Origin of the sequence: Thalassotalea profundi (genome assembly GCF_014653195.1) — a bacterium.
Taxonomy (GTDB): Bacteria; Pseudomonadota; Gammaproteobacteria; order Enterobacterales; family Alteromonadaceae; genus Thalassotalea_B; species Thalassotalea_B profundi.
The window spans coordinates 336,091-356,469 of record NZ_BNAH01000002.1; the positions used below are offsets into that span (position 1 = coordinate 336,091).

Genomic DNA, 20,379 nt, shown 5'->3' on the forward strand with positions numbered 1-20,379 from the left:
AAATAATATCTCTAAAAGGGAAATCTAACCGTAAGCTAGTCTAACAGTTAGATTATCATTGGCAAGGTTAAGAGTGACGGCTACTATACTACTTCTTAAGTTCATTTGCTTTTAACAGCATACCTTTACTTTCTTGTAAAAATAGTTCTGCATAATCACCAAACCAATCAGCTACTTGATTAAACATCGTCACAAAGGCAGCTTTATCTGACATCTCAACATCTTCAAGTAATTCTAAAAATCGATAAGCAAAGCGCTTCATCATTGCTACATTATCTTGATTAGCAAAAATAATATCTGTGTATAGAATTGGATCTTGAGCAAATAAACGCCCAACCATAATTAATTCTAAACGATATATAGGCGAGCTCATTTCAACTAGCTGAGAAATATCAGCACCTTCAGTCATTAAATGATAACCATAGGCTATTGTTGAAAAGTGTCGCATTACTTGCACCATAGACATGGCTTGATCATGTGTAACAGCTTCTACCGGATAAATTTTCGCTCCCCATACTTCAAATTGCTCTAATAACCATTGATAATTGTTAGCTTGGCGCCCATCACAAACAATAATAGTTTGTTTTATCAACCCTGACACATCAGGACCAAACATAGGGTGTAAACCTAAGACAGGTCCAGTATGTACTTTCAGCATTTCATATAAAGGCGACTCTTTAACACTTGTTATATCAGCAAGAATACAGTCTTCAGGTAAATTATCGAGTTTTTGAATTACTGTAGATGTTAAGCGAATTGGCACAGCAACTATCACTACACTAGCATCACGTAAAATTTCATCACTGTGCTGCCAATCATCTTGCTCTAATACCGCCACGGTATAATTTGAGCGCTGAAAAAGATCTACAAACACATGGCCTAATTGCCCTTTTCCTCCAATAACCACCACTTTACGACAAGCACTATTAACACAACGATAACCACTAGCATCTTGACTAACGTATGAATCTCGCATTAATCGTCGTAGCACATCTTCAATTAAATCTGGACTCAAACCAACGTCTGATGCCTGCTGTCTACGTTTAGCTATTAATTGAGCTTCTCGATCTGGTGCAAATATTGGCATCCCGACTTTTGACTTTAACTCACCTACTTTAGTCGTTACCAACCTACGTTTTGCTAATAGTTCAACCAACTGACTATCAATCTCATCTATTTCTTCTCTTAAACTTGATAGATATTGGTCAACTTCTTTTTTATCCATAAATTGTGCTCTTTTTCACTAAGCATTAATTCGTGCGGTTAAAACTTTTGATAATTTTTCACTCGCATTAGCAATCAAGGCTTCTGTTTTTGTAAAGTTGATACATGCGTCTGTCACAGAAACACCATATTTAAGTTCACTTTTAGGTAAATCTGCACTTTGATTGCCCTCGTTCAAGTGACTCTCAAGCATAATACCAATAATAGAAGTATTTCCTGCACATATTTGATCAAAAACATTGTCAGCTACTATTGGCTGACGACGATAGTCTTTATTTGAGTTTCCATGCGAGCAATCAATAACAATCCCAGGAACTAAACCTTGTTTAGCAAGTGACTCTTCACATAAAGCAACATTTTCAGCGTCATAATTTGGCTTTTTACCTCCGCGTAATATGACATGGCCATCAGGGTTTCCTGAAGTTTTTATTAAAGCTACCTGTCCCTTACGGTTAATTCCCATAAAGCGATGTGATGAGGCCGCAGACTGAAGTGCGTTTATAGCCACATCTAAACTGCCATTAGTACCATTTTTAAATCCAATTGGCATAGACAAACCGCTCGCCATTTCACGGTGGGTTTGTGACTCGGTGGTACGCGCACCGATTGCAGACCAACTAAATAATTCAGCTAAATATTGCGGGCTAATTGGGTCTAATGCCTCAGTAGCTAAAGGCAAACCTATTTCTGTTAGATATAATAACAACTCACGTGCTATTTTTAATCCAGACTCAACATCAAATGTACCGTCCATATGCGGATCATTTATTAACCCTTTCCAGCCAACTGTAGTCCTTGGCTTTTCAAAATAAACACGCATGACAATGTATAAACTATCTTGGTATTTATCATGTAGTACTTTAAGTTTTCTTGCGTACTCTTTGGCAGCTTCCAAATCATGCACAGAGCATGGACCAGCAATAATTAAAAGTCTCGGATCTTTCTTATGAATAATATTTGAGATCACCTGACGAGCGGACTCTACAAATGCTCGACCTTTAGAAGGGAGCGGCAAAGCTTCCCTTAATTGGTTGGGTGTGATTAATACTTCTTCAGCATTAACATGTATATCATTTAAGGTGCTCTTATGAGCAGATGATTGTGAGGTTATCTTTGACATATGTGTTCCAAAATTTTACAGCGAGTGTTGAATAAATATAGATTAATAAAGCTAAAAGCGCGGCTTAAAGCAGACTAACTAAAGAAAGGATAATATCGATATGGTGAATTAAACATGAGACTTTATTTTTGTAAACTTTTATTTACTTGATTTGTAATGAATATCTTACACTTAATTTTACAACTTGCAAAGACTTTAAATAAAAAATATAAAAAAAGCGCCCGAAGGCGCTTTATAGAAAGCTTTCTGTTTAACCGTGTACAATACGATTTGCAATTAAGTTATCGACAACTGCAGGATCTGCTAATGTCGAAGTATCTCCCAAAGTATCAATGTCATTTTCAGCAATTTTACGTAAAATACGACGCATTATTTTACCTGAACGCGTTTTAGGTAAGCCTGGGGCATATTGAATATAATCAGGCTTTGCAAATCGCCCAAGTTCATTAGCTACAAATTCAGTTAACTCTTTTAATAATTGCTCTGACTCTGATGCATTTGCCATTAAAGTCACATAAGCATATACACCTTGTCCTTTAATTTCATGTGGATAACCAACGACAGCCGCTTCAGCAACAGCAGGGTGAAGCACCAAGGCACTTTCTATTTCAGCTGTACCTAGGCGATGGCCTGATACGTTTAATACATCGTCAACGCGGCCTGTTATCCAATAAAATCCATCTTCATCGCGACGAGCACCGTCTCCAGTAAAATAATTTCCTGGGTACTGGCTTAGATAAGTTTCATAAAAGCGCTCATGGTTCCCATAAACACTTCTTAGTTGTCCCGGCCAGCTGCCAGTCATCACTAATAGACCTTGATTTTCACCTTCTAGAGTATTACCATCTTTATCAAAAAGGGCTGGCTGAACACCGAAGAATGGCTTACCAGCAGCTCCAGGTTTCATGTCTACAGCACCAGGTAAAGAAGTAATCAAAATACCACCAGTTTCAGTTTGCCACCACGTATCAACAATTGGGCAATTACCTTTACCTACAATTTCATAATACCAATGCCATGCTTCAGGATTAATAGGTTCACCAACAGTTCCTAAAAGTCGCAATGAAGAAAGATCCGATTGGTTAACTAATTCATCACCAACACTCATTAATGCCCGAATTGCTGTAGGAGCTGTATAGAAAATATTGACTTTGTGCTTTTCACAAACTTGCCAAAAACGTCCGGCATCGGGATAGGTTGGTACACCTTCAAAAACTAAAGTGGTAGCGCCATTAGCTAACGGACCATAAAAGATGTATGAATGACCCGTTATCCAACCAGCATCTGCAGTACACCAATATATTTCACCTTCTTTATAGTCAAATACATATTTATGGGTCATTGCTGCATATAATAGGTATCCGGCACATGTATGTAACACACCTTTAGGCGTACCTGTAGAACCAGATGTATATAAAATAAATAAAGGATCTTCAGCATCCATTTGCTCAGGTTCACAAACCGCTGGTAAGTTGGCTACTGCTTCTTCATATTTAACATCAATTTTATCATTCCAAGCAACATCGCCGCCGGTACGTTCAACTACGATTACCGTATGTACGTTTTCACAATCAGCAACCGCCGCATCAACATTTGACTTCAATGGAATAACTCTGCCACCACGTAAACTTTCATCAGCGGTAATAACAACTTGGCAATCAGCATCAATAATACGTGAACGAATTGCTTCTGTTGAAAAACCACCAAATACTACGGAATGTACTGCGCCAATTCGCGCACAAGCTAGCATTGCATAACCAACTTCAGCAATCATAGGCATATAAATGCACACACGGTCACCTTTTTTAACACCGCGTTTTTTTAATAAATTAGCAAAGCGACAAACATTATCATGTAATTCTTGATAGGTTATTTTCTTATCTTCACTCGGATCATCACCTTCCCAAATAATTGCAACGTCGTTCGCTTTTGTCGCTAAGTGTCGATCTATACAGTTATAACTTACATTTAGTTTTGCGCCGGAAAACCAATTAATCTTAGCCGCTTTTAAATCAACTTCACTTACCGTATCCCATGACTGAGACCAATCCAAAAATGCATTAGCTTGCTCAGCCCAAAATTCATCTGGTTGCTCAATTGATTTCTTGTACATGGCATCGTAAGTAGCACTGTCAATATGCGTATGAGCTTTTGCCTGCTCTAATATAGGATAACAACTCTTTAATTCTTTCATGGGAAGTCCTTCAATTTCAACTTGTTATATTTTTAGTTTTTATAAGAGCTCAAAAACAATTACGATTGATTCAAGCAAAAGAGTAAATACTCTTATTTAATATTTCAATATCATATAGCAACTAAACACATCCGCCTACTCAACTAAAGTCGAATAGTAATGCTTTTGTTGATATGAGGTGAAAAATTATTAAATTGAGATTACCATTACCCCCAACGAATGACAACGCTGTCACTTGTTGCTCAAATTATTAAGAACTTATTATTTTTAATAAGATATAATAAAAAAATGAATATATTCAGCTCGTTTTTAATCAAAAATTTAAGTATGCAAAAAAATAATCAGTGTATAGTTAACTACACAGATGCTTTGAAATAAGCCCTTCAAAGCATTAAAGTACTAAATATAATGAATAATCTCTAAACAATCGCACTATTTTTTAGACAATTAAAAAATATGTTCTATCTTTTAATTAGATACACTTTTTAGAATGAGACCTATGAATTTTTTAAACAAATTATCAATAACCAAGAAAATTTATTTGATCCCTATAATTGGCTCAATTAGTTTCATCTTTTATCTCACCTTATCAACGATTACAGCAAATAAAAACGTACAAATGCTTTCAAAAGCTAAAGATGTCCAATTTCCAGTAGTTCAATACTCGAAAGAAGTCTCTGTATCTATCGTCCGGATATCTGAAATGTTAAGTGGAGCGGTGACAACGGGTGAAATTGATACAATTGAAACGGCTAATAAACTAGCCGATGAAATTAATAATTTGATCGATAAAGTAGGAGCAATATCACCTGAATTTTCAAGCGACAAGCATAAAATGAAAACTCAGTTTGAAAACTATTACAGCCAAGCTAAGAATTTATCAGTGGGTATGATTGATGGCACCATTAATTACGAGAAGTTACCCGAAATGGGTAAAGAAATGAACGATGCATACCAATTAGTAACATCTACAGTGGAGCAATTTAATAAACAAAATGTTGAGAAATTTGAAAATGATATTTCGAACGCGAATGAATCTGCTGAAAACTTAGTGAGCACCGGCTATATTATGGGGGTTATTACTATCTCATTACTATTTGGTGCTGCCATTCCAATTGTTGCAGGCATAACATCTTCACTCGGTAATGTAATTAACTCACTCCGAGATTTAGCTGAGGGTGAGGGTGATTTAACCATAAGACTCGAAACAAAAACTGACGATGAAGTAGGTGAGCTTGTTATCTATTTCAATCGCTTTATTGAAAAATTACAAATAACTATCAAAAAAGTTGTTGATATAGCATTACCATTATCAACTATGGCGACTACGGTAAGTTCAACTGCTGAAGAAACCAATAGCATCACTATGACACAGCAGCAAGGCACACAAAATGCAAAAGCCGCTGTTGAAAGCTTAAATATTAGTGTGCACAGTGTAGCAGACAATGCTGCACAAGCTGCTTCAGCATCAACCGAAACTTCAAAAATATCGAGTCAAGGGGCAGATGTTGTTGAAAGAACCGTTTCTACTATTCACAAGCTTGCTGAGACCGTAGAACGTTCTTCTGATGTTATTGATCAACTAGATAATGACGCAAATCAAGTAGGTGTTATATTAGATGTTATTCGAGGAATTGCTGAGCAAACCAATTTGCTTGCACTGAACGCAGCTATCGAAGCTGCTCGAGCTGGTGAGCAAGGTAGAGGGTTTGCAGTTGTCGCTGATGAAGTAAGAACATTAGCATCAAGAACGCAAACCTCCACAGTTGAAATCCAAACAACAATTGAAAAATTACAAGCAGCAGCTAAAGAAGCTGTAAATGCAATGAGTAGCGGTAAAGAACTTGCCGAAGATAGTGTAGAGCAAGTAAGCGCTGCAGGAAAATCATTAGAAGATATAACAAACTCTGTCGCTCAGATTAACTCTATGACAGCAGATATCGCTAGTGCTACTGAAGCCCAATCTGATTCAGCAAAAGAGATTGTTTCACACGTTGATGATATTAGTTCGAGCACAGCAAAAACCCATCAAGCCTCAGAGGAACTAGCAAATGTTAGTGGCGAGTTAGCCCATCTAGCAAATGATCTTGAAGTGCTTGCGAAGGGATTTAAAGTTTAATTTTAGCGTTTATACAGATAACAAGAAAGCTGATGTAACAACGAAATGACAGTATTTTAACTATGAGTTGCCATATAATTCTGGTGAAACAGTTTAAATAAGGTACATTAATTATTTTTATAGAATTTATTCAGCTTATTAAAGACTTTGTATTTTAGGAGTAATAAATGAAAAAACTATTAACACATACTCTCATTGTTTTATCACTGAGTTCTTTTTATGCTTCAGCAGTATCAGTGGTCGTTCACCCATCAAATAGTGCTAGTTTAGATGAAGGTGATCTGAAAAAGATTTTTTTAGGAAAAAGCAAAACATTTCCGAATGGTTCACAAATTGTACCTATTGATTTATCGAGTGGCATTGCTAGAGATGAATTTGTTAAAAATGTTTTAGGAAGATCCGAAAGCCAAATAAAGGCTTACTGGTCAAAGCTTATTTTTACAGGTAAAGGGCAAGCTCCTAAAGCAGTAGATAGTGAAGCCGAAGTAATTAAATTAGTAAGCCAAGATCCTAATGCTATTGCTTATGTCAGTGACGGCGCAGTTACAGATGCAGTAAAAGTAGTAGCTAAGTTTTAACCCTTATTTTTTATAGTTAGATAGACTACATATTTAAAACATAAAAAAACCTACATCAAGTGCAGGTTTTTTATTTTGGAAATAAAATAATTTATAGTAACTAAATTATCTTTTTGCCAATTTTTCTTTGATACGTGCAGAACGACCTGAACGCTCACGAAGATAGTAAAGCTTAGCTTGACGAACATCACCGCGACGTTTGACTTCAATAGAGTCAACGATTGGACTATGTGTCTGGAATACACGTTCAACACCTACACCGTTCGAAATTTTACGAACAGTGAACGCTGAATTGATGCCACGGTTTTTAATAGCAATTACAACACCTTCAAATGCTTGAAGACGTGATTTATCACCTTCTGTAACTTTAACTTGTACTACAACAGTATCACCTGGAGCGAATACTGGTACATCAGTTTTTAATTGCTCTTGTTCGAGCATTTCAATAATTTTACTCATATTTACCTTCTTCCTAGGTTTCACAGTCATTAACAGTACTATGTTTCGCTTTTATTAAAGCTAACATTTTTTCCTGTTCATCTGTCAGAGCTAGGTCAGTTAAAAGTTCTGGTCGTCTAGTCCACGTTCTTTCTAGCGACTGATATTGGCGCCATTGCCGTATTTGTTCATGATCACCACTTAGTAGCACTTTAGGAACCGACTTAACGCCTCCTATTGAAGTATCGAGTACTTCTGGCCTTGTATAATGAGGGCAATCTAACAAACCATCAGAAAATGAATCCTGCTCAGCCGATAAATTATGACCCAATACACCTGGCACAATACGCGCTACGGCATCAATTACGTTCATAGCAGGTAATTCCCCACCACTTAACACGTAATCTCCGACAGACCATTCTTCGTCAATATCTGACTCGATAAGTCTTTCATCTATGCCTTCATAACGTCCTGCTATAAATATCAGTCGGTCATGTTGTGCTAATTCATGTACACCAACTTGGTCCAATTTCCGTCCCTGAGGTGATAAATAAATAACCTTAGCATTTCCACCATTTTCAATTGCCGCTTGTTTAGCTGCAACAATGGCATCACGTAACGGTTGAACCATCATTAACATCCCTGGACCACCACCGTAAGGTCTGTCGTCTACAGTGCGATGTCGATCATGAGTAAAGTCTCTTGGATTCCATTTATGAAATTCAATTAACCCATTACGAATTGCTCGGCCTGTCACCCCATACTCAGTAATAGCATCAAACATTTCTGGAAATAAACTTATAACGCCTATCCACAGTTTATGGTCAACAATGCTGTTACTCACAAGTTAGAAACCTGGATCCCAGTCAACACAAATTTGTTTATTTTCAATACTTACCGATTGAATCACTTGTTCAAAAAGATACGGTATTAAGCGCTCTTTTTTTCCAAAACCATCATTTCGGTTCGCTTTCACAACCAGTACATCATTAGCGCCTGTTTCTAATAAATCAGAAACAATCCCAAGGTCGTAACCTTCGGTAGTCATAACTTTCATTCCCATTAGATCTCGCCAGTAAAATTCACCATCAGGTAAATCAGGCAAAGCCGTTTCTTTGACTAAAATTTCTGAGCCAACCAATGCTTGCGCTTGGTCACGATCATCAATTCCACCCACTTTAACGATGAGTCCGTTGCTATGTCTACGCCAATCAGTAATTTCTACTAATTGTGTATTATTTCCTAATTTTAATGACCAAGGAAAATAGTCAAGTATGGCTTCTTGTTCATCTGTGAATGAATGAATTTTTAACCACCCTTTGATTCCGTAAACTGCGCCTACTTTACCAAGGGTAATGTCTTTAACTTCTTCCACAATGACTCCTAAAACCTACCAGATTAATTAAGCTGCCGCTTGAGCGTCTTTAACTAATTTGGCCACACGATCAGATACAGCTGCACCTTGACCAACCCAATGGTTGACACGGTCTAAGTCTAAACGTAATTTTTCCGCTTGACCTTGCGCTGTAGGGTTGAAGAAACCAACTTTCTCGATGAAACGACCATCGCGAGAGTTACGGCTATCTGCAACAACAACCTGAAAGAATGGACGCTTTTTAGCGCCACCACGAGCTAAACGAATGGTAACCATATCGTCCTCTATATAATTTAAGTGTTAAACAAAATATCCAGACACTTCCTGTACCCATAGGTAACAGAAAAGCTCGCGTATTCTACGCTTTTTCAAACGAAATGCAAGTATTACTAGGTACGATGAATAAAAAATATGCAAGTGTAAGTTGGTTATTACAAAAGAGAATGATAGATAAGGAATAGTATCTTAAGTAAACTAAAAATTAATGACTAAAAGGCAGCATACTACCTTTTAGTCTAATTTTTAGATAAGAACAATATTAATCGCGACTATCGCCCAAACATGCCACCTCCAGGGCCGCCCATGCCTCCTGGAGGCATCATACCTTTCATAGAGCGCATCATTTTCTGCATACCACCTTTCGCAGACATTTTTTTCATCATTTTCTGCATTTGAGTAAATTGTTTCAATAATTTATTAACATCTTGTATTTGTGTGCCAGAACCTGCGGCGATTCGACGCTTACGAGAGCCTTTAATGATATCAGGGCGCTGTCTTTCACCTTTAGTCATTGAATTAATAATGGCTTCCATTTGAATGGTTACTTTATCACCCATTTGATCTTTAATTTTGTCAGACATATTACCCATCCCTGGTAATTTATCCATCATTCCCATCATGCCGCCCATGCTTTTCATTTGCACCAATTGGTCACGAAAGTCCTCTAGATCAAATCCCTTTCCACTTTTAACCTTATTTGCTAATTGTGCGGCTTTTTTACGATCAACTTTTTGTTCAACTTCTTCGATAAGTGATAGTACGTCGCCCATACCAAGAATACGTGAAGCAATACGATCAGGGTGAAACGGTTCAAGGGCTTCTATTTTTTCACCTACCCCCATAAACTTAATAGGCTTACCAGTTAAATGACGAATTGACAAAGCAGCACCGCCTCGGGCATCACCGTCTGTTTTCGTTAAAATAATGCCTGTAAGTGGCAATGCATCATTAAAAGCTTTAGCTGTATTAGCTGCATCTTGACCTGTCATAGCGTCAACAGTAAACAATGTTTCAACAGGATTAATGGCAGCATGTAACTGCTGAATTTCTCCCATCATATCTGAATCTACATGTAACCTACCTGCCGTATCAACAATTAATACATCAAAAAATTGTTTCTTAGCATGAGCTATTGCCGAGGTAACTATATCTATAGGTTTTTGATTGATATCACTCGGGAAAAACTCAACGTCTACCTCTTTTGCTAATGTTTCAAGCTGTTTTATAGCCGCTGGGCGATAAACATCAGCACTAACAACTAATACTTTTTTCTTTTCTCGCTCTTTTAAGTATTTAGATAATTTAGCAACTGAGGTTGTTTTACCAGCCCCTTGCAAGCCTGCCATTAACACAACAGCAGGAGGTGTTGCTTTTAAATCTAAAGCTTCATTCACCTCCCCCATCGCTGCTTCGAGTTCTTTTTGTACAATCTTTACAAACACTTGGCCAGGAGTTAGGCTTTTAGAAACATCCTGCCCTACCGCACTTTCTTTAACTTTCGCAATAAACTCACGAATAACAGGTAAAGCAACATCAGCTTCAAGCAAAGCCATGCGAACTTCACGTAAAGTTTCTTTAATGTTGTCTTCAGTTAATCGGCCTCTGCCACTGATATTTTTAAGCGTTTTGGTTAAACGATCGGAAAGATTTTCAAACATGAATAGCTCTACGGTTGATTACAAGATAAAACAGTACTCCATTATACTCGCACGATTAATAAGCGAAAGGGGAAATTTGAATAATGCGACTTACAACAGTAATAAATAATCTAATGATGGAGTAAGTTAATGTGATATTGGTAAAAACAAGATTATCGAATAATGCATAGGTTATGGTAAACTTGTCACATTCTTAAAAAAGTGTTCTATCTATTGTGCCGCAGTTAACTTTATTTTTTGAAAACTTTCTATTTATCGCTAATGATGCCAGCCCTTGGTTGTTACTTGGATTAGTTATTGCTGGATTAATGAAATCATGGGTGCCCAGTGCAATATTAAGCAAGCATTTGGGCTCAGGAAAAATGGCAATAGTAAAAGCTGCACTTATTGGTGCGCCTTTACCTTTGTGCTCTTGTGGTGTAATTCCAGTTGCAACAGAATTAAGGAGAAGTGGTGCCTCAGCCCCAGCAACTTCTTCATTTTTAGTTGCCACGCCTGAAACTGGAGTGGATTCGGTTACCGTTTCATACGCATTACTAGGACCTATATTTGCAATATATCGCCCAATTAGTGCCATATTTTCGGCTATTATTACGGGTTTATTAGTATCAACAGTTAAAGAGCCTCTTTCTGCTAAGCAACATAATAAAGTTTCATCTTGCTGCACAAAAGAAACAAAGGTTCAAGCGGTGACAAGTAGTTGCTGTGAGGCCACGAAAGTGAGTGAACCGAGTGTATTCCAAAAAACCTTACATGGACTTCGTTATGCAGCAACTCAATTAATAGATGATTTAAAAATTTGGCTATTTATTGGTTTGCTATTTGCTACTATTGTAAAAACCTTTATACCTGAAACATTTTTATTGCAATATGGTAGTGGTGTAACCACCATGCTACTTATGGTAGCTATTTCAATTCCTATGTACATTTGCGCAACAGCTTCAACACCAGTAGCCGCAGGTTTTATAATGGCAGGAATATCTCCAGGCACAGCATTAGTTTTTATGATGGCCGGGCCTGCTACCAATATTTCAACATTAGGTGTTATAAGAAATGAAATGGGTAATGCCGTATTAATTAGGTACTTATTAGGGATTAGTTTGTGTGCCTTAGGCTTTGGATTATTTTTTGATTGGTTATTGCAATTTTTTCATATTAATATCAATGAACAAATGTCTCATAACCATGAATTATTACCCTACTGGATTGGAATTTTTTGTAGTATTTTATTTGTTTTATTATCAATTAAGCCTTTGCGCAAATTAATTATTAAAACCTAGCCTATGTGTTTTATTCTGATAAAATTAAACATTTATTAATTATTCATTTTATATACGGAGAATTGAGTGGATCTTTTCAGTATTAGTGCCATAGTTGCAGCTTTTTGCTACTTTATTTGTGTAATTGCTGTTGTCACTCGGTTGTTTACTCCTAAAGGGCCTAATTTACTACTCATATTGTCGTTCGCTGGTTTATCTATTTTGGCGCACATGGTCTCTAGTAACCAGTTAATTTTCGCCCAAAACCAAATTAATTTTGCCCTACCCAATGTTATATCACTAGTAAGTTTAGCGATTTGCCTTACTGTTAGTATTCTTGCATTACGATATAAGATTAATTTACTACTCCCTGTCACCTATTTTTTTGCCGGGTTATGGCAAGTAGCAATGCTTTTTATTCCGCATCACAGTCAAATACCCTTAGCAACTGATCAGCCAATACTATTCATTCATATCACCTTAGCACTAATTGCATATTGTGTGTTAGTCATAGCCACACTTTATGCTTTTCAAGTCGCTTATATAAATATGAAGTTAAAAAGTAAAAATCTTCAAGCTGTAAGCCACTTACCTCCTTTAATGCAGGTAGAAGGCCAACTATTTATTATACTTGCTATTGGCACTATTTGCCTATTTATGAGTCAAATTTTAGGTATCGTATTTATCGAACATTTTATTCGTAAGGATAATGCTCATAAAACGGTATTATCACTACTCGCATTATCTTTTTACCTATGGATTTTATGGGGGCATTACAAAAAAGGTTGGCGAGGACATCGTGTGTTAATTTTAACAATAGTCGCCACTTCATTGCTTACATTAGCATATTTTGGCAGTCGTTTTATCAAAGAGTTTCTCTTATACTAGCTTTTAGGGTATAAAGAGACTCTCAAGTGTAAAAACAAATTGACTAGGTAAAGTAGGAACCCTTTTTGGATAGCATTTCAACTAATATGTTGTTTGTCATTTTAGGCATACTCATATTCATTTCAGCCTATTTCTCGAGCTCAGAGACAGGCATGATGTCACTTAATCGTTATAAGTTAAGGCATTTAGAAAAAGAAAAACACAAAGGCGCACGGCGTGTAAGTAAGCTTTTAAGACAGCCTGATAAATTAATTGGATTAATTTTAATAGGGAATAATCTAGTTAATATATTTGCTTCTATCATTGCGGGTATTATTGCAGAACGTTTGTATGGTGATGCGGGGATATTTTATGCAGGATTATTACTTACCTTTGTCATACTTGTTTTTGCAGAAGTAACACCTAAAACATTAGCTGCACTATACCCAGAAAAAATAGCCTACCCAAGCTCAATCATATTAACAATATTATTAAAGTTACTGTACCCTTTAGTGGTTGGTGTGAATTGGATAACAAATGGTATTTTAATGCTTTTAGGTATTAGCCATGAACAGCGTGAACAGCATAGCTTAAGCTCAGAGGAGCTGCGTACGGTAGTTAACGAATCTGGTGTTATGTTGCCGGAACGTGATCAAAATATGCTTGTTGGCATCCTTGATCTAGAAAATGTTACTGTTGAAGATATTATGGTTCCTCGCAACGAATTAGTTGGTATCGATATCAACGAGAACTGGAAAAAAATCCAAAAGCAGCTGACCCAAGCAACACATACTCGTGTACTTCTATATAGAGATTCTATTGATGATGTTGTCGGTTATGTGCATATGCGAGATGCCTTAAAACTTTTATCAAAAAACCAATTTACAAAGGCCACCTTATTAAGAGCGGTAAGAGAGCTATATTTTATTCCTGAAGGAACGCCACTCAATGTACAACTGCTAAAATTTCAACACGCTAAAGAGCGTTTAGGGCTTGTTGTTGATGAATATGGTGATATACAAGGCCTTGTGACTCTTGAAGATATTTTAGAAGAAATTGTAGGTGACTTTACCACAACAATGACTCCTGCCCCTTCAGATGAAGTAACTAAGCAACCAGATAATAGCTATCTCGTTGATGGCAGTGCAACAGTAAGAGATATTAATAAGGAAATGAATTGGCATTTTCCTACCGATGGACCTAAAACATTAAACGGCTTAATACTTGAATATTTAGAAGATATTCCTGAAGCAAATTTAAGCGTAAGAGTTGCGGGTTACCCCGTTGAAATAATTGATGTAACCGATAATATGATAAAAACCGTTAGAGTGATTCCTGAATACTATAATAAAAACCACTAAACATCTCTCCAGGTTATACTCAAAAAAAGCTAAATGATGTCATTTAGCTTTTTCTATCTTTAATTTTATTGCTAGCATTTCTGCTAATATTTTTTGTTTTGTGGATAATTGATAACCCAAACAATATTATCAACAAAGTTATTCACAACCTATGATCGATAATTTAATTTTCCACAATTTCTGTGGATAACAAAGTCAAGACCAATGAAACAAAGCCTTCTAATTTTGCAAACTTTTTTTACCAAAAAATGACGATTTTTTTACTGTTTTTAGAAAGTATATACACCATGTGCCTTAGCGATAAATTAGAGGTAAATTTATGTTTTTGGCAAGAAATATGCAGATAATGATTTGTAGGAAACTAAAAAAAACTGGTAATAAATTCCTTTTCACATTTAAGTTTTTTTGGCATATTTATTGATTGGTAATGTTTGCACTATAGCTAAATTATCACGTAAGATAAATTCTCGCTTTAGCGCTATTATTTGACAGAAAACAAGGGAAAAAATTATTCATAAAATAAGTTATCCAAAAAATAAACGCCACAACCAGCTTTTATTTAAATCAGCTTCACAGTGTTTTAACTGACTACTATATTTTCGGGCACGGTTATCTACTTTACGTGCAACTTTAACTAACCAGCCTTTCTTTTTATAAGATTTACGCTTAAAACCACCCCAACCCTCATGGTAATTTAAGTATTGATTATAGCCATCCCATTTAGAAATTTTATTAATCTTTTGAGTTTTGAAAATAAACCATGCCATAAAATCAATAGCATCATCAAAGTCATCTCTATCGGCGCCAGAGTTACCTGTTTCTTTTATGTAGTCACTCCAAGTCATAGTCTTAGCTTGTGAATAGCCATATGCAGTACTTACTCTGCCCCAAGGAATAAAACCAAGTAAATAATCTCGTGGGGGTAGAGCATTAGCCTTAAATGAGCTTTCTTGATACATCATACTCATAGGCACATGAATAGGTACACCCCAACGTTCACGTGCGTCTTTGGCAGCAAAATACCAATCACGATGTTCAAAAAATATTTCACATAGGTTTTCAGTGTTTTTGGGAGGAGATGTAGCGCAGCCAGATAAACTAGCCGTAATAATACTTGCTAAAAGCACCACTCTTATATTTAGCATATTTTATATTGCCTAAGTAATAACAACGCTATAGGTGAAAGTTTCATGATGCCAGAAATTAATGAATAGTGCAGTATCAGAAGAATAAATTTATTTTTAAATAATTTTGAACTTATTTGATGTAACTCCGTCTTAACTTACAAGACATGATGTTATGTTTTCCCTTGAACTAATTTTTAAGCACGTTGTATACGTGCTTTTTTTTTGGGATTTTTCTTTAGGCTGAAAATTAATTAATAATTAACGGAACTTTTTGTTAATCCTATACTCTTACTTTACGAGAGCTTTATTTCCCTTAGTGTTTCATGTTTTTATAGCGCATTTTGATAATGCGCTTTTTTTTGTCTGTAAAAATTTTTATAAAAAATGGAACTTTAAAGAAAATCGACACTCTTACTTTATGAGAGCTGATTTCCCTTAGTGTTTCATGTTTTTATAGCGCATTTTGATAATGCGCTTTTTTTTTGTCTGTAAAAACTTTTATAAAAAATGGAACTTTAAGGAAAACCAATACTCTTATGTTGTGAGAGCACAAATACCTCCCTGGACTGCTTTCTTATCTTAATAGCGCGTACTTACGCGCTTTTTTTTACTTTCAAATATATTATTTAGTAAAATACTCTTTAAGAAAATCATCAAAGCTTAATACATCACTTTCTTCTATTTGCTTCTGTTGTTGAAATGATAATTGAGCTTGTTCTTTAAAATATTCATAATTAAAGAATTGATAATCTCGTGACTGTAAATCATCTTTAAATTTATGAGCATTCTCAAGAGCTAACTGAGTTAAACTTCCATCTTGATTATTCAAATAATCCAATAAAATCGCTGAAGGGGTTAAATTAGGGTTTAATATTTTTTCTTTTTCAATGGTTAAAGCCTTAAAGTATTTATCAACACCATTGGCTTTATCTAACAATTGGGCAACATAAGCCATATCTTCAAATATGCTCACTCCCCATTCTTGTACAGATTTTTCAACACCACAGTCATTCAAGCGCAATTGTGGATCCCTTCCCCTAACAACAATTTCATCCATATTACGCTGTAAAGTGTTTTGCTGATCACAGTCTAATTCTTCACTTGGTTTTAAAGCACAGTACGCTAAAAACACTTCTAAAAATAAGACTTGTTGTAATTCGATTCCTGTAGGTGAAAAAGGGTTAACATCAAGTGCTCGTACTTCAACATACTCAACTCCCCTATTCAATAATGCTTGAGAAGGCTTTTCTCCTGATTTAGCTACCTGTTTTGGTCGAACGGGAGCGTAAAGTTCATTTTCAATCTGTAAAACATTCGCATTTAGCTGTTGGTACTTACCGTCAACTTTCACACCAATTTTTGCAAATTTATCTGAAGATAAATTAATTGCTTCTTGAACACCGGCCACATAACCTTCTAAGTTGTTATAACAAATATGTAATGAAGATTGTTCACTATTGGTATAGCCTAAATCGCTCATTCGTAATGAAGTGGCATACTCCAAATATACATAACCTTTAGGTGATTTTTTAAAGGGTAAATTAGTATTTTTGCCTTTCAAAAAGGACGGGCATAATGCAGGCGAGCTTCCATATAAATAAGGAATAAGCCAACAAAAGCGTTTATAATTTCTTAATAACGCGAAATATTTGTCTGAGATATAATCTTGCAATGGTAATTCATTATTTTCAAATGATTGAAACTTCAACCAGAAATCTTGAGAAAAAGAAAAATTAAAATGAATGCCTGCAATAACTTGCATCATGCTTCCATAGCGATTCTTTAAACCTTGACGATACACGCTTTTCATTTTACCAATATTAGATTCACCATAATAAGCAAGTTCGATACTGTCTTCGCAATCGACAAAACAGGGCATGCTCATGGGCCACAACAATTCATCGTTAATTTCACTCAAAGTAAATTTTTGAATATCTTCTAACTGAGTTATCGTTTGTTCAGGTGAATGGCTCACTGGTGTTATAAACTCCAGCAAAGGTTCCGCATAATCCGTTGTAATATTTGGATGTGTCAACGAAGAACCTAATGCGCGATAATGTCGCTTATCAGAAAGCTTACCTTGCGGTAGCACTCTAAGGGTTTCACGTTCAACACCGTAGCCAAAGTTGGTTAATGCATTAATATTTTCATCCAACTCGAAAGCTGAAAGTAGTTGAGTAAATGATAGTGACAAAGTAATCCCTATAGCGTGACGCTTAGTAAGTACCCTAGATTTAAGGGTCAAATATTAAATTTCAATGGGTAACTCGAAAATGATTAAGTTATTACCGCCTGCTTAGTAGTTACTTCTATTAAAATAGAAGTAACTACATGTGTATTGAATAAGCTAACAACTAATGTTTTGACCGTAATTTAAGGCTTTTACTTTCAACTAGCCATAATTTATCTGAGACACTGCAAGTTTTACATTAATTTTAGTTCACAAAAGATATAATAACTTAGCCTATAAATATTTATTAGAACATAATGACAATCAATAATAGTCCAATTATCTTAAATGTGCTCGAAAATAATGTGAATTTTATTGTGGTTAATAAACCAGATAACTTCAATTTTCACGACGAAGCACTATTAGGTGAAGGTTTATTCAATCAAGTCAAAGAACAAATGCAACTCTCAACCCTTTATCCCGTGCATAGACTTGATAAAATGACATCAGGATTGATAATTTTTGCTAAAAATTTAGCTTGTGCACAATGGTTTCAACAGCAGTTTGAACAGCATACCATAGACAAGTACTATATTGCCTTGAGTGATAAAAAGCCTAAGAAAAAACAAGGCCAGATCAAAGGTGACATGGTGAAGTCTCGACGGGGCACATGGAAGTTAATGCGTAGCCAGAACAATCCTGCAATTACACAATTCTTTAGCTTCGGCTTAAGGAATAAAACGCGATTATTTATTTTAAAGCCTCATACAGGTAAAACCCATCAATTAAGAGTCGCTTTAAGTAGTTTAGGCTCACCGATAATAGGTGATACCTATTATCATAGTTCAGTTGCTCTCGAACGTGGGTATTTGCATGCTTATGCATTAAAATTTATTTACGATGGCGAGCAGTTTGAATTTATATCCAGACCAGAAAGTGGCGAGCTATTTAACACAACAGAATTCATCAAGATGCTTAACGAAATTGGCAAGCCATGGAGTTTAAAATGGCCGAGAATATAACGAAGAAGATGGAAGGTAATAGGTAGAAACCCATTACCTAAACACTAAAACTATCTACAATGAGTGAATGAAAACAATCGCTATTGCTGTAGGACACACAAACTTAGTATACCAAGGCCAAACCATCCAGAAAAAGCTAGTTTCGACATTGTCATTACCTTGCTTAATTTCTTGCAATATCTCATTACGATGCCAAATCCAACCGACAAACACACAACACAACATTGCAATTAGTGGTTGACCATATTCAGTTGCTAATGTTGCAACAAAATCTAGCATAACGCCTATATTGCTAATAATTCCTATACTTATCAAGAAAATAAGAATACCAATAATAGTTGTCGCTTTTTTACGTTCCACATTATGACGTTCCACAACAAAAGAGACTGGTCCTTCTAACATAGAAATTGAAGAAGTTAATGCTGCAATTGTCATTAGAATGAAAAAAGCGGTTGCAACGAACAATCCCCCTGCGCCCATAGTATCAAATAACGCTGGTAATACAGTAAAAACCAATCCTGAACCAGAAATTAAGCTGCCATTTTCAGCAAAAATCGCAACCCCTTGCGCTTGCGCAACATACATTGCAGGAATAATTAATAATCCAGCTAGAAATGCAATAGACACATCAATTAATGTCACTTGCGCGCCTATGGTCACTAAGTTTTCTTTTTTAGAGATATAAGAGCCATAAATAATCATGACACTTGTACCTAAAGACAAAGAAAAGAATGCCTGCCCTAAAGCACTAATTAATAAATTAGGTTCTAATACTCGAGAAATATCAGGATTTAAATAAGCCAACAAGCCTTCGCTTGCTCCTTCTAAAGTAAAGACATAGCCAATTAAAAGCACGAGTATTGTAATGAGCATTGGCATTAAACGTTTTGACCATTTCTCGATACCATCTTCAACACCACGGCGAATGATAAAAATGGTTAAAAACATAAAGAGCCCTGTAAATAACACATTTCGTGATGTTGATTGAGTCACAACCCATTCAGCTGTATTACTAACGCCTGCGATATTTAATACTGGCTCAAGAGCGTATGACATCATCCATCCAGCTATAATGCCATAAAAACTCAAAATTAAGGCGGCGCAAATAATACCAGAAAAGCCTACAAGAAAAGCAAAGCGTTTATGAAACGCTGTCCGAGACATTTTTTGTAGAGATGTTACCGCATTAGCTTGACCATAGCGGCCGATCAATAACTCTGCCATAAATGCAGGATAGGCTAAAGTAAACGCCAATACTAAATAGACAAGTACAAAAGCCGCGCCTCCATTACTTGCTGTTTGTGTTGGAAACCCCCAAATATTACCTAAACCAACTGCAGAACCAGCCGCAGCCATGATAAAACCTAAACGAGAGCTAAACTCCCCTCTTGAAACAGACATTCATTACCATCTTTATTATTATAAATTCACTTTAATTTACTTAAACTAACAACAAAAAAACAGTGTTTTGTGCTAACTGGTCATTTTTATAAGGTGAAGTATTTCATTTTTTGTAAAGAAGATGTTACCTAATCCGCATTTAATAGCGCTACATTATTTTATATCACTAATTTTATTTAATTAAATT

At 35.9% G+C, this 20,379-nt stretch carries 17 protein-coding genes; 6 read left to right on the forward strand and 11 right to left on the reverse strand.

Annotation, left to right across the window (positions count from 1 at the left end; genetic code table 11):
• Positions 1-88 precede the first annotated feature (88 nt).
• The 3 genes from tyrA to acs all read right to left on the reverse strand — a co-directional run bounded on the left by tyrA (position 89) and on the right by acs (position 4,538).
• Positions 89-1,225 (reverse strand): bifunctional chorismate mutase/prephenate dehydrogenase, encoded by a 1,137-nt coding sequence (tyrA, locus tag IE155_RS03670; RefSeq protein ID WP_189376751.1) that lies wholly within the window; start codon positions 1,223-1,225, stop codon positions 89-91.
• Between the two features lie 18 nt (positions 1,226-1,243).
• Positions 1,244-2,344 carry a 3-deoxy-7-phosphoheptulonate synthase gene (locus IE155_RS03675; protein ID WP_189376752.1) on the reverse strand — a complete coding sequence of 367 codons (1,101 nt, stop codon included), beginning with the start codon at positions 2,342-2,344 and terminating at the stop codon, positions 1,244-1,246.
• A gap of 250 nt (positions 2,345-2,594) precedes the next feature.
• Entirely contained in the window at positions 2,595-4,538 is a 1,944-nt protein-coding gene (acs, locus tag IE155_RS03680; RefSeq protein ID WP_189376753.1) for an acetate--CoA ligase, read from the reverse strand.
• Between the two features lie 541 nt (positions 4,539-5,079).
• Between acs and IE155_RS03685 the strand changes: the two genes are divergently transcribed.
• Positions 5,080-6,657 carry a methyl-accepting chemotaxis protein gene (locus tag IE155_RS03685; protein ID WP_229816999.1) on the forward strand — a complete coding sequence of 526 codons (1,578 nt, stop codon included), beginning with the start codon at positions 5,080-5,082 and terminating at the stop codon, positions 6,655-6,657.
• Between the two features lie 167 nt (positions 6,658-6,824).
• Entirely contained in the window at positions 6,825-7,235 is a 411-nt protein-coding gene (locus tag IE155_RS03690) for a type 2 periplasmic-binding domain-containing protein (RefSeq protein ID WP_189376755.1), read from the forward strand.
• 105 nt (positions 7,236-7,340) lie between these two features.
• Here IE155_RS03690 and rplS read toward each other — a convergent pair whose 3' ends face one another.
• The 5 genes from rplS to ffh form a co-directional block, all read right to left on the reverse strand.
• Positions 7,341-7,694, reverse strand: coding sequence for a 50S ribosomal protein L19 (rplS, locus tag IE155_RS03695; RefSeq protein ID WP_189376756.1), 354 nt, complete (start codon positions 7,692-7,694; stop codon positions 7,341-7,343).
• A gap of 13 nt (positions 7,695-7,707) precedes the next feature.
• Positions 7,708-8,490, reverse strand: a complete 783-nt coding sequence (trmD, locus tag IE155_RS03700) for a tRNA (guanosine(37)-N1)-methyltransferase TrmD (RefSeq protein ID WP_189376819.1) — start codon at positions 8,488-8,490, stop codon at positions 7,708-7,710.
• 30 nt (positions 8,491-8,520) lie between these two features.
• Positions 8,521-9,051, reverse strand: a complete 531-nt coding sequence (gene rimM, locus IE155_RS03705) for a ribosome maturation factor RimM (RefSeq protein WP_373295351.1) — start codon at positions 9,049-9,051, stop codon at positions 8,521-8,523.
• A gap of 24 nt (positions 9,052-9,075) precedes the next feature.
• Positions 9,076-9,324, reverse strand: a complete 249-nt coding sequence (gene rpsP, locus IE155_RS03710; RefSeq protein WP_189376758.1) for a 30S ribosomal protein S16 — start codon at positions 9,322-9,324, stop codon at positions 9,076-9,078.
• Between the two features lie 272 nt (positions 9,325-9,596).
• Positions 9,597-10,985, reverse strand: coding sequence for a signal recognition particle protein (gene ffh, locus IE155_RS03715; protein ID WP_189376759.1), 1,389 nt, complete (start codon positions 10,983-10,985; stop codon positions 9,597-9,599).
• 215 nt (positions 10,986-11,200) lie between these two features.
• Between ffh and IE155_RS03720 the strand changes: the two genes are divergently transcribed.
• The 3 genes from IE155_RS03720 (at position 11,201) to IE155_RS03730 (ending at position 14,472) form a co-directional block, all read left to right on the forward strand.
• A complete protein-coding gene (locus IE155_RS03720) occupies positions 11,201-12,265 on the forward strand; it encodes an SO_0444 family Cu/Zn efflux transporter (RefSeq protein ID WP_189376760.1) in 1,065 nt (354 codons plus the stop codon).
• Between the two features lie 66 nt (positions 12,266-12,331).
• On the forward strand, positions 12,332-13,132 hold the full coding sequence (locus IE155_RS03725; RefSeq protein ID WP_229817001.1) for a cytochrome C assembly family protein: 801 nt from the start codon (positions 12,332-12,334) through the stop codon (positions 13,130-13,132).
• Positions 13,133-13,197: 65 nt separating this feature from the next.
• Positions 13,198-14,472: an HlyC/CorC family transporter gene (locus tag IE155_RS03730; RefSeq protein WP_189376761.1), complete on the forward strand. Its 1,275-nt coding sequence runs from the start codon at positions 13,198-13,200 to the stop codon at positions 14,470-14,472.
• A gap of 524 nt (positions 14,473-14,996) precedes the next feature.
• On the opposite strand, the gene IE155_RS03735 is transcribed toward IE155_RS03730, so the two are convergent.
• Positions 14,997-15,617: a transglycosylase SLT domain-containing protein gene (locus IE155_RS03735; RefSeq protein ID WP_189376762.1), complete on the reverse strand. Its 621-nt coding sequence runs from the start codon at positions 15,615-15,617 to the stop codon at positions 14,997-14,999.
• 604 nt (positions 15,618-16,221) lie between these two features.
• Complete coding sequence (gene gshA, locus IE155_RS03740) at positions 16,222-17,799, reverse strand: glutamate--cysteine ligase (RefSeq protein WP_373295352.1); 1,578 nt, start codon at positions 17,797-17,799, stop codon at positions 16,222-16,224.
• 287 nt (positions 17,800-18,086) lie between these two features.
• Between gshA and IE155_RS03745 the strand changes: the two genes are divergently transcribed.
• A complete protein-coding gene (locus IE155_RS03745) occupies positions 18,087-18,791 on the forward strand; it encodes a TIGR01621 family pseudouridine synthase (protein WP_189376764.1) in 705 nt (234 codons plus the stop codon).
• Positions 18,792-18,845: 54 nt separating this feature from the next.
• Here IE155_RS03745 and IE155_RS03750 read toward each other — a convergent pair whose 3' ends face one another.
• A complete protein-coding gene (locus tag IE155_RS03750) occupies positions 18,846-20,192 on the reverse strand; it encodes a sodium-dependent transporter (RefSeq protein ID WP_189376765.1) in 1,347 nt (448 codons plus the stop codon).
• Between the last annotated feature and the right edge of the window lie 187 nt (positions 20,193-20,379).